Here is a 14958-nt window from a genome sequence, read left to right on the forward strand (position 1 = left end):
AGCACCCAGGCTTCCAGGCTCCCAGGCACAGCCGACCCGGTCCGGCCCGCAAGTGCCACCTCGCAAACCAAAGGTGCGCGAAGGACGGAAAGGAAGAGGACGACACGGGTTATGCAACAGACGGGACAAATGAAAAAGGCCCCCCGCCGAAGCGGAAGACCCTTTCAAAGCCGGCAACAGCCGGATATATTCTCCTGAGGGGATGACGGGAATCGAACCCGCGTGATCAGTTTGGAAAACTGAGGCTCTACCATTGAGCTACATCCCCCGGCGCCCTAAGGCAGGTTTTACCTTAGCACGGTAAAACAGTGGTTCGGAAATCCCCTGCCGAACCGGGCTTCCGGGAGGTTCGGGCCACACCCAATTGTGCACATGTCCCTGCATGCCGGTAGGCTGTCAGTTGCACTGACGGGGTGTAGCTCAGCTTGGAAGAGCGCCTGCTTTGGGAGCAGGAAGTCGCAGGTTCAAATCCTGTCACCCCGACTCTGTAGTACACATGGTGCAGACCCAATCCCAGAACCCTCAGGAGAACTACGCTGTGAAGAGCGCTGTAGAAAACCTCACACCCACGCGGGTAAAGCTCGTTGTCGAAGTTCCTTTCGAGGAATTGAAGCCGAGCATCGAAGAGGCCTACAAGACCATCGCCACTCAGGTGCAGGTGCCTGGCTTCCGCAAGGGCAAGGTCCCCAACAGGCTCATCGACCAGCGCGTTGGCCGCGGCTACGTTCTGGAAACCGCCATCAATGACGGCCTGAACGGTTTCTACCAGGAAGCTGTATCGGAAACGGGTATCCGTCCGATGAGCCGCCCCGAGGTGGAAATCAGTGAAGTTCCGGACCCCGCCACCGACGAGGGCCAGCTGGTCTTCAACGTCGAGCTGGATGTCCGCCCCGAAATCGAGCTCCCGGACTACTCCGGCCTCGAGGTCACCGTTGAGCCGGCTGAAGCTTCCGACGACGACGTCACCAAGGCACTGGACGAACTGCGCGGCCGCTTCGGCACGCTCAAGACGGTTGACCGTCCGGCCGCCGACGGCGACTTCCTCACCATGGATCTCGTAGCCAAGGTTGGCGAGGAAGAAATCGATTCCGCTGCAGACCTTTCCTACCAGGTCGGCGCCGGCACCATGCTCGAGGGCATGGACGAAGCAGTCACCGGCCTGTCCGTTGACGAGTCCGCAACCTTCGAGACGAAGCTTGCCGGCGGCGAGCACGCCGGCGAAGACGCCACCGTCACCGTTACGGTCAAGGCCGTCAAGGAGCGCGAGCTTCCCGAGGCCGACGACGACTTCGCCCAGCTGGCCAGCGAATTCGACACCATCGAAGAACTCCGCGAGGACCTGACCAAGCGCGCTGCAGAGTCCAAGCTGATGGAGCAGGGCGTCGAAGCCCGCGACAAGGTCCTGGAGAAGCTGCTGGAAATGATCGAGGTTCCGGTTCCGGAATCCGTCATCGAAGAGCAGCTGGAACAGCACTTCAACTCTGAGAGCGCACACTCCCAGGGCGAAGACCACGACACCGAAGAGCACCGTGCAGAAGTTCGCGAGAACACTGCCGCAGCCTTCAAGAACGAAATCATCCTTGACGCTGTTGCCGACAAGGAAGAGGTAGGCGTCAGCCAGAACGAGCTGATCGACTACATCGTCTCCGCTGCCGGCCAGTACGGCATGGATCCGAACCAGTTCGCGCAGCTGATCGACCAGAGCGGCCAGGTCCCGATGATGGTTGGCGAAGTCCGCCGCCGCAAGGCCCTCGCCAAGGTTCTGGAGCAGGCCAAGGTCACCGACACCGCAGGTGTCGAGATTGACCTGAGCGACTTCGTCCGCCCCGCCGGCGAAGAAGCCCCCGTTGCAGACGCTGAAACCGAAGCCCCCGAGGCTGAGGTTGCCGAAGAGTCGAAGACCGGCGACAAGGCATAATCCTCCCGCCGGGGAACAACTGAACGACGACGACGCCGCTTGCCCGCAGGGGCAGGCGGCGTCGTCGTTTAAGCAATAGGGAGACCGGGGGAGCACGCAGTGCGGAACCCGGGGAAGCGCCGGTGCCAGCCGCCGTCGGCCGCGTGATTTCCCCTGCCTTGGGCTGTGGCGGGCATCGTGCGCCGTCAGCGAACAGCCCGCAAAACCCGAGCAGATCACAGCCGCAACAGGTTAGTGTCCTAGAAGAGATAAACGGCGGGACCAGCTGACGCGGTTAGCGGTTCTGTACCCCGCCAGAGCGAGAGGTCACTCAGTATGGCAATTGCACCCAACACACCCACAATGGCAACGGTGGACCCGGCTAGCCGGGACGACTACATCTACAACCGTCTGCTGCGCGAGCGGATCATCTGGTTGGGCTCGGAAGTCCGGGATGACAACGCGAATGCCATCTGCTCTCAGCTGCTGCTGCTCTCCGCAGAAGACCCTGAGAAGGACATCTTCCTTTACATCAACTCTCCGGGCGGATCGGTGACGGCCGGAATGGCCATCTACGACACGATGCAGTTCATCCCGAACGACGTCGTCACCGTGGCAACCGGGCTGGCAGCGTCCATGGGACAGTTCCTGCTCTCCTCCGGCACCAAGGGCAAGCGCTACGCCACGCCGCATGCCCGCATCCTCATGCACCAGCCCTCCGGCGGCATCGGCGGCACCGCCTCCGACATCCGCATCCAGGCTGAACTGATCCTGCACATGAAGCAGGTCATGGCCGAGCTCACGGCCGAGCAGACCGGCCAGTCGGTGGAAACCATCCTGAAGGACAACGACCGCGACAAGTGGTTCACGGCTCCGGAAGCACTGGAGTACGGCTTCTTCGACAAGATCTCCGCGCATGCCGGCGGCGTCACGGGCGGCGGCGGAACTGACCAGGACAAGGGCGCAGCCCCGGTCGAGGACTGACGCTTCCTCCTTAGCCAGCGCACCTTTCTTAGACTTCAGGAGTAATTTATGAACACCCATTTTGGAACCGCAGGCGGCTCGGCACCGCAGATGCCGTCCAGCCGCTACGTGCTGCCGCAGTTCGAGGAGCGCACGCCGTACGGCTTCAAGCGCCAGGACCCGTACACCAAGCTGTTTGAGGACCGCATCATCTTCCTTGGTGTCCAGGTCGACGACGCCTCAGCCGACGATGTCATGGCCCAGCTGCTGGTCCTTGAGTCCAACGATCCGGACCGCGACATCACCCTGTACATCAACTCTCCGGGCGGTTCGTTCACGGCCATGACGGCCATCTACGACACCATGCAGTACATCCGTCCGGAAATCCAGACGGTCTGCCTGGGCCAGGCAGCCAGTGCCGCAGCCGTGCTGCTGGCCGCCGGAACGCCGGGCAAGCGCCTCGCGCTGCCGAACGCCCGCGTGCTGATCCACCAGCCTGCACTGGGTGGCGGCGAGCGTGGACAGGCGTCTGACCTGGAAATCCAGGCGGCCGAAGTCATGCGCATGCGCACCTGGCTCGAGGACACCCTGGCGCTGCACTCGAACCACACCTCCGAGGAAGTGAACCGGGACATCGAGCGTGACAAGATCCTCACCGCCGCCGGTGCCCTTGAGTACGGCCTGATCGACCAGGTGCTTGATTCCCGCAAGATCAAGACCCCGGCCATCAACCGGATGTAACTGCTTCCAAAAGGCCCGTGGTGCGAAATTACGCACCACGGGCCTTTTGGTTGCTGAATCGCTCAGCCAATTGTCCTAGAGTGGAACATGGCTGACCGGCCGAGCCCGCCCCCGTCTGGGGACGGAGTCCGGCGCTGTTGGAACGATGGACCATCTAAGGGGACTGAATTATGGCTCGCATTGGTGAGAGCACCGATCTGCTCAAGTGCTCCTTCTGTGGAAAGAGCCAGAAGCAGGTCCGCAAGCTCATTGCCGGCCCCGGGGTCTACATCTGCGACGAATGCATTGACCTGTGCAACGAAATCATCGAAGAGGAACTCTCCGAGGTGGCGGATCTGGGCACCTTCGAGCTGCCCAAGCCGCGCGAAATCTTCGATTCCCTGCAGGAATACGTGATCGGCCAGGAACCGGCCAAGCGCTCCCTCGCCGTCGCCGTCTACAACCATTACAAGCGCATCCAGGCCGGCCACGCGCCGCGGAACACCGGCAACCTTTCCGACGCCGTGATGTCCGACGACGTGGAGATCGGCAAGTCCAACATCCTGCTGATCGGCCCCACCGGCTGCGGCAAGACCTATCTGGCTCAGACCTTGGCCCGCCGCCTGAACGTGCCCTTCGCCGTCGCCGACGCCACGGCGCTCACCGAAGCCGGGTATGTGGGCGAGGATGTCGAGAACATCCTGCTGAAGCTGATCCAGGCCGCCGACTACGACGTCAAGAAGGCCGAGCAAGGCATCATCTACATTGACGAGATCGACAAGATCTCGCGCAAGAGCGAGAACCCCTCGATCACCCGCGACGTGTCCGGCGAGGGCGTGCAGCAGGCGCTGCTCAAGATCCTTGAAGGCACGGTTGCCTCCGTCCCGCCGCAGGGCGGCCGCAAGCACCCGCATCAGGAATTCATCCAGATCGACACCACCAATGTGCTGTTCATCGTGGCCGGTGCTTTTGCCGGACTGGAAGAAATCATCGGTTCCAGGTCCGGACGGAAGGGCATCGGCTTCGGCGCTCCGCTGAACGAGAACGCCAAGGAAGCCGATTCCTACGCCGAAGTCATGCCTGAGGACCTGCTGAAGTTCGGTTTGATTCCTGAATTCATCGGCCGGCTCCCGGTCATCACCACGGTGTCCAGCCTGGACCGCGCCGCGTTGATCCGGATTCTTACCGAACCCAAGAACGCCCTGGTCAAGCAGTTCCAGAAGATGTTCCAGCTCGACGGCGTGGAGCTCACCTTTGAGCCTGCCGCCCTGGACGCCATTGCCGACGCCGCACTGTCCCGCGGCACCGGGGCCCGCGGATTGCGTGCCATCCTCGAAGAGGTGCTGCTGCCGGTCATGTTTGACCTGCCCAGCCGCGACGACGTCGCGACCGTGGTCATCACCGAGGACGTCGTGACACAGAAGGCCGAGCCCACGCTGATTTCCCAGGCCGTGGCGACCAAGCGCCGGAACAAATCCGCCTGATCAGCGGTTGCCCCAACCAACGATCCGCATAACCCTTGAAGGAGTTTGCCTTGACCTCGCCTGACGCTGCAGCAAAAGCTGATTTCTGGTTTGACCCGACCTGCCCGTTCGCCTGGGTGACCTCCCGTTGGATGGACGAAGTCGAGAGGGTCCGTGATGTCCGCACCTCGTGGCACGTCATGAGCCTGGCCGTCCTGAATGAGGGACGGGATCTGCCCGAGGATTACCAGGAACGCATGGAGGCAGCCTGGCGTCCGGTGCGCGTGATCATCGCCGCGCAGGAACTGCACGGTGCCGAGTACATCAAGAAGCTCTACGACGCGATGGGCACGCGCATCCACATCGGTGCCAACAAGGACTTCACCGCAGTGATCCGGGAAGCCCTGGAGGAGGTGGGCCTGCCGGCTGACCTGGCGCAGTACGCCGACAGCGACGCGTTCGACACCCAGCTGCGTGCCTCGCACCAGGAAGCCATCTCCCGGGTGGGCGACGACGTCGGAACCCCCGTGGTCGCGTTCAACGGCACCGCGTTCTTCGGTCCGGTGTTGACCCGCATTCCGCGCGGCGAGGAAGCGGGCCGGATGTTTGACGGCGCCGTCATGCTGGCCGAGAACCCGGCCTTCTTCGAGATCAAGCGCAGCCGTACCGAGCGCCCGCAGTTCGACTGAAGCAACTGACACACTCAGACACAGGAAAGCCCCGCCGGAAGATACATCCGGCGGGGCTTTCTCCGTTCCTGCGGACGGAGGCTTCTACTCGGCCGGAGGAGCCAGCTCGACGTCGGAGACGGCCAGTTCGCCGTCGCCTGTTGCCAGGGACAGCTCACGCACGTTGCCAGCCGCCTTCAGATCGGCCAGCCCGGCCTCCAGCTGGACCACCTGTGCTGCGGAAGCCGTGACGGCGGCCTTGAGGACCTCCGTGCGCTGCTTGACCTTGGCCTCGGACTTGGCCTTGCGGATGCCGCCCAGGGCGGTTGCCACCGTGGCGAGGATCCCGGCGTCGGCCTCCGCAACGGCTGCGGACAGCGCATCGACGTTCGGCCACGGCGCGCGGTGCACCGAGCCGTTCCGCCACCAGCCCCAGACCTCTTCGGTCGCGAAGGGCAGGAACGGAGCGAACAGACGCAGCAGCGCATCCAGGGTGGTGGCCAGGGTGGCCAGCACGGAGGCCTGCTCTTCTTCGCCGAACGCACCGTAGGCGCGGTCCTTGATCAGCTCCACGTAGTCATCGGTGAAGGACCAGAAGAAGGACTCACTCAGCTGCAGGGCCTTGGCATAGTCATAGTTCTCAAATGCCTTGGTGGAGGCATTCACAACCTCGGCCAGCTGCTTGAGCAGTGCGGAGTCCAGCGCGTTGGTGATCACCGAGGTGTCGGCGGTGAGAACGTTCTGTTCCGTGGCACCCAGGTTCAGCACGAACTTGGAGGCATTGAGCAGCTTGATGGCCAGGCGGCGGCCAATCTTCATCTGCGCAATCTCGTAGGCCGTGTCGGCACCGAGCTTGGCCGAGGCCGCCCAGTAGCGGACGGCGTCGGAGCCGTAGTCGTTGAGCACATCGGTGGGGACCACCACGTTGCCCTTGGACTTGGACATCTTCTTGCGGTCCGGATCCAGGATCCAGCCCGAGATGGCGGCGTGCTTCCACGGCGCTGCGTGGTTCAGCGCGTCGGCGCGGACCACGGAGGAGAACAGCCAGGTGCGGATGATGTCGTGCCCCTGCGGGCGCAGATCAAAGGGGAAGACCTTGGCGAACAGGTCCTCATCCCGGCTCCAGCCGCCCACAATCTGCGGCGTCAGGGACGACGTGGCCCAGGTGTCCAGGACATCGGCGTCGCCGACAAAGCCGCCGGGCTGATTGCGCTGGTCCTCCGAGTAGCCCGGGGCCGGCTCCGCGGCCGGATCCACCGGCAGCGACTCGGACGCGGGCAGCACCGGATTCTCGTAGTCCGGGTTGCCGGCGGCATCCAGCGGATACCAGACGGGAACAGGAACGCCGAAGAAGCGCTGGCGCGAAACGAGCCAGTCGCCGTTCAGGCCTTCGATCCAGTTTTCGTAACGTGAACGCATGAACGCCGGATGGAAGTCGATTTCCTTGCCGCGGGCGATCAGGCGTCCCCGGCGGTCCTCGTCCCGTCCGCCGTTGCGGATGTACCACTGGCGGCTGGTGACTACCTCAAGCGGCTTGTCGCCCTTTTCGAAGAAGTTCACCGGGTGCGTGATCTTCTTCGGTTCTCCCTCGAGGTCGCCGCTTTCGCGCAGCATCTCCACGACGGCTTCCTTGGCGCTGAAGACGGTCTTGGCGGCCACGGCGGCGTAGTTTTCCTTCGCCTTTTCCGTGGTGATCCACTCCGGCGTTTCGGCCAGCAGGCGGCCGTCACGGCCGACGACGGCGCGGGTGGGCAGGTTCAGTTCCCGCCACCAGGTGACGTCGGTCTGGTCGCCGAAAGTACAGATCATCGCGATGCCCGAACCCTTGTCCGGCTTGGCCAGCGGATGAGCGCGGACCTGGACCTCGACGTCGAACAGCGGGGACGTGACCGTGGTGCCGAACAGGCGCTGGTAACGCTCGTCGTCGGGGTGTGCGACCAGGGCGACGCAGGCGGGAAGCAGCTCCGGACGGGTGGTCTCCACGAAGATCTTTTCGCCGTCGGGGGCATGGAAGCTGATCCGGTGGTAGGCGCCGGGCTGCTCGCGGTCCTCCACCTCGGCCTGGGCGACCGCGGTGCGGAAGGTGACGTCCCAGAGCGTGGGAGCCTCCGACATGTAGGCATCGCCGGCCTTGAGGTTCTCCAGGAAGGCGCGCTGGCTGACGGCGCGGGAGTTGTCATCGATGGTGCGGTAGGTGCGGGTCCAGTCCACGGACAGGCCCAGGGTGGAGAAGAGGTCCTCAAAGACCTTCTCGTCCTCCACAGCCAGCTCCTCGCACAGCTCGATGAAGTTCCGGCGGGAGATGACGTCGAAGTCGCGCTGGTTCTTCGGTGCGGTGGCCGGCGGGCGGTAGTCCGGATCGTAGGGCTTGGTCGGATCGCAGCGGACGCCGTAGTAGTTCTGCACCCGGCGCTCGGTGGGCAGGCCGTTGTCGTCCCAGCCCATCGGGTAGAACACGTTCTTGCCGGTCATGCGCTTGTAGCGGGCCATGACGTCGGTCTGCGTGTAGGAGAACATGTGTCCCACGTGCAGTGAACCGGAAGCCGTGGGCGGGGGAGTGTCGATCGAGTAGACGTCCTCGCGGACCGTGTCTTCGTTGAACGCGTACGTTCCCTCTTCGCGCCAGCGGCGGCTCAGGGTTGCTTCAAGGCCCTCGAGGGCGGGCTTGTCGGGGACGGATACGGTCTTGGGTGCGTTGTCGGGCGTGTCTGTGCCCGGAAAGTTTTCAGCCATGGGTCCATTCTTTCACGCGGGCGGTATGGCGTGCGGCACTGTGCGCTGTGATGCGGGTTTGGCGGTGATGGCGGGCCTGGTCTTGCAACCAGTGCACGGAGCCGGACAAGCAGCGGCTGCACACGTAATACGGGGCCCGGGACCTGTGGAGCAGGCGGACCCAATGACTACAGTGGCTGCATGACTTCCGCCGTGACTTCCCCCGCGCCTTCAGCCGCCCAGTCCAGCCCCGTCCAGCGCGCCAAGCGCGCAGTAGTGACCGGAGCAAGCTCAGGAATTGGAGCGGCAGCTGTCCGCGCCCTGCGCGCCTCCGGCTGGGATGTCGTGGCTGTGGCCCGCCGGGAAGAGAAACTGCAGGCGCTCGCCGAGGAAACCGGCGCGCAGACCGTCACCGCAGATGTGACCGACAGCAAATCGGTAACGAAGATGGCCGAAGAGGTGCTGGCCGGCGGGGGAGTGGACGCGCTGATCAACAACGCCGGCGCCGCCTTCGGCATGGACTCGGTGGCCGAGGGCAAGCTCAGCGACTGGGAAGCCATGTACAACGTGAACGTCATCGGAGCACTCCGGGTTACCCAGGCATTCCTGCCCGCCCTGCGCGAATCCGGCCAGGGCTCCATCCTGATGCTGACGTCGACGGCGGCCCTGGCTGCTTACGAAGGCGGCGCCGGTTACTGCGCGGCCAAGTCGGCTGAACAGGCGCTCGCGGAAACCCTGCGCCTGGAAGAGGCGGAAAACAACGTGCGGGTCATCGAGATCCTCCCCGGCATGGTCAAGACAGCGGAGTTCTCCCGGAACCGTCTGGGGAACGAGGAAGCGGCCGAAAAGGTCTACGCCGGCGTCGCGGAGCCGCTCACCGCCGAAGACGTAGCGGATGTCATGGCCTATTCCCTGAACCTTCCCCACCACATCAACCTGGACAAGGTAGTGCTGCGCCCGCTGGCCCAGGCAGCAAACCACAAGGTCATCCGCCGGTAACGGCCATCCGCCGGCCAACGCGTTGCCGCAGCGGGCACGGCACGCCTTCGGTGTACTTCGACATCGCTGAAGCCGTGGCCTAAACTGGCGGGAGCAGCTTTGACCCGGCCATCACCGGTGAGCTTCCGGAAGAACAGCCCTGCCACTGCAACACGGGGCCCAGTAGAACCGGACGGGTAAGCCCGTCACAGCAGTCAACGAGCGGCAGCCCGGTTCGGCGGCGCATTGTTTTGCAGTTCACTGCAACGCACGGCGCGGACGACGACGGCGGCAAGCGAGGTGGTACCGCGGATTCCCGCAGGCTTTGAGCCGGCAAGGATTCCGCCCTCGCATCCTGTTTTTCACCAGAATTACTTGCCGCTATCAGGATGACGAATATGCCCTCTATCTATCCCAAGGCCACTACGGCCGCCGCCCCGGCAGAAAACGCCGCCCCGTCTTCCCCCCGGTTTCCGGAACTCGAAGAACGCGTTCTGAAGTACTGGGACAAGGACGGCACCTTCCAGGCCTCGATTGATGCACGGCCTGCCGGCAAAGACGGCGCCAACGAATTTGTCTTCTACGACGGCCCTCCCTTCGCCAACGGCCTGCCGCACTACGGGCACCTGCTCACCGGCTACGCCAAGGACCTGGTGGCCCGCTACCAGACCCAGCGCGGCCGCCGAGTCGAGCGCCGCTTCGGCTGGGACACGCACGGCCTGCCCGCTGAACTTGAGGCAATGAAGCAGCTGGGCATGTCCGACAAGGTCCAGATCGAGAAGATGGGCATCGACAAGTTCAACGACGCCTGTCGTGCCTCGGTCATGGAATATGCCGGCGAGTGGCGGGACTACGTCACGCGCCAGGCCCGCTGGGTGGACTTCGAGAACGACTACAAGACACTCAATGTCGACTACATGGAATCGGTCATCTGGGCCTTCAAGACCCTGCATGAAAAGGGCCTGACCTACAGCGGCTTCCGCGTGCTGCCGTACTGCTGGAAGGACGAGACGCCGCTGTCCAACCATGAACTGCGCATGGACGACGACGTCTACAAGGACCGCCAGGACCAGACCGTCACGGTGACCTTCCCGATCACCGCCGGCGACAACGTGCTCTCCGCCGAGCTCGAGGGCGTTCTCGCCATCGCCTGGACCACCACGCCCTGGACCCTGCCCACCAACATGGCCCTCGCCGTCGGGCCCTCCGTCCGCTACGCCGTGGTGCCCGCCGGCCCCAACGGCACCCCGCAGGGCGATCCGGCCGCCCGCTACCTGCTCGCCGAAGACCTGGTGGGTGCCTACGCCAAGGACCTGGGGTACGACGACGCCGACGCCGCCCGTGGGGCCGTCACCGCCGTGCACCTGGGCAAGGACCTCGCCGGACTGCGCTACGCGCCGCTGTGGGACTACTACACCGACACTGAGAAGTGGGGCACGGCCAACGCCTGGCAGATCGTCACCGCCGACTACGTCACCACGACCGACGGCACCGGCATCGTCCACCAAGCTCCCGCCTACGGTGAGGACGACCAGAAGATCTGTGAAGCCAATGGCATCCCGGTGATCCTCTCCGTGGACGAGGGTGGCAAGTTCCTGCCCATGTTTGGCGACGGCCCCCTGGCCGACATTGCCGGCCAGCAGGTCTTCGACGCGAACAAGGCGATCACCAAGGTGCTGCGCGCCGACGGCCGCCTGCTGCGCCAGGCCAGCTACGAGCACAGCTACCCGCACTGCTGGCGCTGCCGCAACCCGCTGATCTACAAGGCGGTCTCCTCCTGGTTCGTCGAGGTCACCAAGGTCAAGGACCGCATGGTGGAGCTGAACCAGCAGATCAACTGGATCCCGGACAACGTCAAGGACGGCCAGTTCGGCAAGTGGATCGAAAACGCGCGTGACTGGTCCATCAGCCGCAACCGCTACTGGGGCAGCCCCATCCCGGTCTGGGTCTCCGACGACCCCAACTACCCCCGCACCGACGTGTACGGTTCGCTAGCGGAACTGAAGGCCGACTTCGGCCGCCTGCCGGTGAACAAGGCCGGCGAGCCCGACCTGCACCGACCGTTCATCGACGAGCTGACCCGCCCCAACCCGGATGACCCCCGCACCCCGGAAGAGGGCCAGTCCACCATGCGCCGCGTGGAGGACGTGCTGGACGTCTGGTTCGACTCCGGTTCCATGCCGTACGCCCAGGTGCATTACCCGCACGAAAACGCCGAGTGGTTCGAGAATCACAACCCGGGCGACTTCATCGTCGAGTACATCGGCCAGACCCGCGGCTGGTTCTACACCCTGCACGTCCTGGCGACGGCACTGTTTGACCGTCCGGCGTTCCGCAACGTGATCAGCCACGGCATCGTGCTGGGCTCGGACGGGCAGAAAATGTCCAAGTCCCTGCGCAACTACCCGGACGTGTCCGAGGTCCTGGACCGCGACGGCTCCGACGCCATGCGCTGGTTCCTGATGTCCTCGCCGATCCTGCGCGGCGGCAACCTTGTTGTCACCGAACAGGGCATCCGCGAGGCAGTCCGCCAGGTCATCCTGCCGCTGTGGAACGTGTGGCACTTCTTCACGCTCTACACCAACGCCGCGGACAACGGCAACGGCTATGAGGCCAAGGCCCGCTACGAGTCCAGCGAACCGCTGGACAACTACATGCTCGCCGCCACCGGCGACCTGGTGCGGACCATGACCGGGCAGCTGGACAGCTACGACGTGTCCGAGGCCTGCGAAACGCTGCGCCAGTACATGGACACGCTGACCAACTGGTACATCCGCCGCAGCCGCAACCGCTTCTTCGACGAAGACGCCCAGGCCTTCGACGTGCTCTACACCTGCCTGGAAACGGTCTGCCGGGTCGCCGCCCCGCTGCTGCCGCTGATCTCCGAAGAGATCTGGCGCGGCCTCACCGGCGGACGATCGGTGCACCTGACCGATTGGCCGGACGCCGATCTGTTCCCGCAGGACGAGGCCCTGGTGGACCGCATGGACCGCACCCGCCGGATCGCCTCGGTGGGTTCCTCGCTGCGCAAGGCCGCGAACCTGCGGGTGCGCCTGCCGCTGTCCGAAATGACCGTCGTCGCCCCCGACGCCGAGGCGCTGGCTGGCCAGTTCGCGGCGATCATCGCTGACGAGCTGAACCTGAAGTCAGTCCGGCTGATGGAGGCTGCCGCCGCTGACCCGGCCGAGTTCGGCATCACGCAGAAGCTCGTGGTGAATGCCCGTGCCGCGGGTCCGCGCCTGGGCAAGAACGTCCAGACCGCGATCAAGGCCTCCAAATCCGGCGACTGGTCGGTGGACGACGCCGGAACCGTCACCGCCGGCGGCCTTGAACTGCAGCCGCAGGAATACACGCTGGAAACGGTCGTGGAAACCGCCGACGGCGAGTCCTCCAAGGCAGTCTCAGTCCTGCCCGGCGGCGGCTTCCTGGTGCTGAACACCGAGGTCACCCCGGAGCTGGCTGCCGAGGGCACTGCCCGCGACGGCATCCGCGCCATCCAGCAGGCCCGCCGCGACGCGAACCTGCACATCAGCGACCACATCCGCACCGTGGTCAAAACGTCGCCGTCGTCCGCCGCAGCGCTCGAGGCGAATGCCGAACTGATCAAGTCCGAAACCCTGACCGACGAGCTGGTTCTCACGGCAGTTACCCTTGCCGACGACGATGAAGAATTCACCGTCACCCTGGAGAAGATTTAATGAGCATGTCTGACGGACCCTCTGGAGCAATTGACGGTTTTTCCGTTGAGAGCGTCTATGCCGAGCTGCTGAGCCGGGCGCCGGAAAACAAGATGGAGCCCCGGATGGCTCCGCTGTTCCGGGCCATGGAGGTGCTCGGGGAGCCGAACAAGGCGTTCCCGATCATCCACATCACCGGAACCAACGGCAAGACGTCCACGGCGCGGATGATCGAAGCCGGGCTGCGTGCCTACGGGCTGCGCACCGGCCGGTACACCAGCCCGCACCTGAGCAAGGTCACCGAGCGGATCAGCATCGACGGCGAATCCGTTTCCGATGAGACGTTTGTGCGGATCTGGGATGAAATCCACCCCTACCTGGACATCGTCGACGGCGAACTGACTGCCGCCGGAGAGCCGCGCCTGACCTACTTTGAGGCCGTTACCATCCTGGCGTTCGCGGTCTTCGCCGACGAACCGGTGGACGTGGCGGTCATTGAAGTGGGTCTGGGCGGCATCACCGACGCCACCAACGTGGGCGACGGTTCGGTTTCCGTGATCACCCCGATCTCCCTGGACCACACCGAGCTGCTGGGCGACGACGTCGCCGACATCGCCATGGAAAAGGCCGGCATCATCAAGGAAAACGGGTTCCTGATCAGTGCCGCCCAGCCGATGGAGGCGGCCCAGATGCTGCTGGAGAAGGCCCGTGAAGTGGGCATCCCGTACCGCTTCGAGGGCGTGGAGTTCGGCATCGAATCCCGGGTCATGGCAGTGGGCGGGCAGATGCTCACCATCGCCGGACTCGCCGGGCGCTACGAGGACCTGCTGCTGCCGCTGCACGGCAAGCACCAGGCCGAAAACGCCGCCGTCGCCGTCGCTGCGCTGGAGGCCTTCATCGGCGGAGGAACCAAGGAACTGGATGTGGAGCTGCTGCGCACCGGGTTCTCCACCGTCACCTCGCCGGGCCGCATGGAAGTGGTTCGGACCGCCCCCACCATCGTGGTGGACGCCGCGCACAACCCGGCAGGTGCCAAAGCCGCTGCAGAGGCTGTGCTGGAAGCGTTCAGCTTCACCTCCCTGGTATTGGTGGTGGGCATTCTGGCGGAGAAGGACGCCGTCGGGATCCTGACCGAACTGCGCGAGACGCTCGGCGACCAGATCGCCGGAGTCTGCCTCACGCAGTCCAGCTCGCCGCGGGCCCTTTCGGCCGAAGACCTGGTTCAGGACGCCGTCGACGCCGGCTTTGCCGACGCGGACCTGCAGGTGGAACCGGGCCTGGACAACGCGCTGGAGTGGGCTGTCGCCAAGGCCGAAGAGAACAATGACCTGGCCGGCGGTGTCCTGATCATTGGGTCCATCACCGTGGTGGCCGAAGCGCGCACCCTCTTGGGAAAGTAAGGGCCATGGCAAAGCTGACCAAAGCCCAGCGCGAGTGGCGCCCGGGCATGCCCAAAAAGCGGCGCTCCGTGCGCATCATGTTCGCCTCCGTGGTCCTTACGCTGGAAGCGTTCCTGGTGATCTTCGCAACGCTCGCCGTTTTTGGCCTGCAGCGCGACGTCCTGAATCCCGCGATCATCCTCAGCGGCGGCCTCGTCCTGAGCGCAGCGCTGATCGCAACCTGCGCGTTTCTGTCCAAGCCGGCCGGTCCGGTGATTGGCTGGATCCTTCAGCTGGTGATCATCGCCACTGGCTTCCTGGAGCCGATGATGTTCCTGGTCGGAGCGCTCTTCGCCGGCACCTGGTGGTACGCGCTGAAGACGGGCATGCGGCTGGACCGCGAAAACCGCCAGCGGGACCGCGAGCAGGAGGAATGGGAAAAAGCCCATCCCGAAGGCTCGGCAGGCGCCGGCACTGCCGGCGAAGCGGCCACAGACTAGG

10 protein-coding genes and 2 tRNA genes are annotated in these 14958 nt (G+C 64.6%); 10 read left to right on the forward strand and 2 right to left on the reverse strand.

Annotation, left to right across the window (positions count from 1 at the left end; genetic code table 11):
• Positions 1–197: 197 nt before the first annotated feature.
• Positions 198–268, reverse strand: a tRNA-Gly gene (locus QNN99_RS05515).
• Between the two features lie 141 nt (positions 269–409).
• Here QNN99_RS05515 and QNN99_RS05520 point away from each other — a divergent pair.
• The 6 genes from QNN99_RS05520 to QNN99_RS05545 all read left to right on the forward strand — a co-directional run bounded on the left by QNN99_RS05520 (position 410) and on the right by QNN99_RS05545 (position 5732).
• Positions 410–483, forward strand: a tRNA-Pro gene (locus tag QNN99_RS05520).
• Positions 484–538: 55 nt separating this feature from the next.
• Positions 539–1918, forward strand: a complete 1380-nt coding sequence (gene tig / locus QNN99_RS05525; protein ID WP_229965414.1) for a trigger factor — start codon at positions 539–541, stop codon at positions 1916–1918.
• Between the two features lie 342 nt (positions 1919–2260).
• Positions 2261–2881, forward strand: coding sequence for an ATP-dependent Clp protease proteolytic subunit (locus QNN99_RS05530; RefSeq protein WP_229965773.1), 621 nt, complete (start codon positions 2261–2263; stop codon positions 2879–2881).
• Between the two features lie 48 nt (positions 2882–2929).
• A complete protein-coding gene (locus QNN99_RS05535; protein WP_229965415.1) occupies positions 2930–3601 on the forward strand; it encodes an ATP-dependent Clp protease proteolytic subunit in 672 nt (223 codons plus the stop codon).
• A gap of 170 nt (positions 3602–3771) precedes the next feature.
• The gene (gene clpX, locus QNN99_RS05540) at positions 3772–5064 is read left to right on the forward strand and encodes an ATP-dependent Clp protease ATP-binding subunit ClpX (protein ID WP_229965416.1); all 1293 of its coding nucleotides are present in this window, start codon (positions 3772–3774) and stop codon (positions 5062–5064) included.
• Positions 5065–5114: 50 nt separating this feature from the next.
• Entirely contained in the window at positions 5115–5732 is a 618-nt protein-coding gene (locus tag QNN99_RS05545; RefSeq protein ID WP_229965417.1) for a mycothiol-dependent nitroreductase Rv2466c family protein, read from the forward strand.
• Positions 5733–5816: 84 nt separating this feature from the next.
• Here the strand turns inward: QNN99_RS05545 and valS are convergent, their stop codons facing one another.
• Positions 5817–8444 (reverse strand): valine--tRNA ligase, encoded by a 2628-nt coding sequence (gene valS / locus QNN99_RS05550; protein ID WP_229965418.1) that lies wholly within the window; start codon positions 8442–8444, stop codon positions 5817–5819.
• Between the two features lie 180 nt (positions 8445–8624).
• On the opposite strand from valS, the gene QNN99_RS05555 reads away from it, so the two are divergent.
• The 4 genes from QNN99_RS05555 to QNN99_RS05570 all read left to right on the forward strand — a co-directional run bounded on the left by QNN99_RS05555 (position 8625) and on the right by QNN99_RS05570 (position 14957).
• Complete coding sequence (locus tag QNN99_RS05555; RefSeq protein ID WP_229965419.1) at positions 8625–9422, forward strand: SDR family oxidoreductase; 798 nt, start codon at positions 8625–8627, stop codon at positions 9420–9422.
• A 368-nt stretch (positions 9423–9790) separates the two neighbouring features.
• Positions 9791–13099, forward strand: coding sequence for an isoleucine--tRNA ligase (ileS, locus tag QNN99_RS05560; protein WP_229965420.1), 3309 nt, complete (start codon positions 9791–9793; stop codon positions 13097–13099).
• Positions 13099–14478: a bifunctional folylpolyglutamate synthase/dihydrofolate synthase gene (locus QNN99_RS05565; protein WP_229965421.1), complete on the forward strand. Its 1380-nt coding sequence runs from the start codon at positions 13099–13101 to the stop codon at positions 14476–14478. The genes ileS and QNN99_RS05565 overlap by 1 nt, the downstream gene beginning before the upstream one ends.
• Before the next feature lie 5 nt (positions 14479–14483).
• Positions 14484–14957 (forward strand): DUF4233 domain-containing protein, encoded by a 474-nt coding sequence (locus tag QNN99_RS05570; RefSeq protein WP_229965422.1) that lies wholly within the window; start codon positions 14484–14486, stop codon positions 14955–14957.
• The last annotated feature ends 1 nt before the right edge of the window (position 14958 follow it).

The sequence above is a fragment of the Arthrobacter sp. zg.Y820 genome (assembly GCF_030125555.1).
In the GTDB taxonomy this organism is placed as follows: domain Bacteria; phylum Actinomycetota; class Actinomycetes; order Actinomycetales; family Micrococcaceae; genus Arthrobacter_B.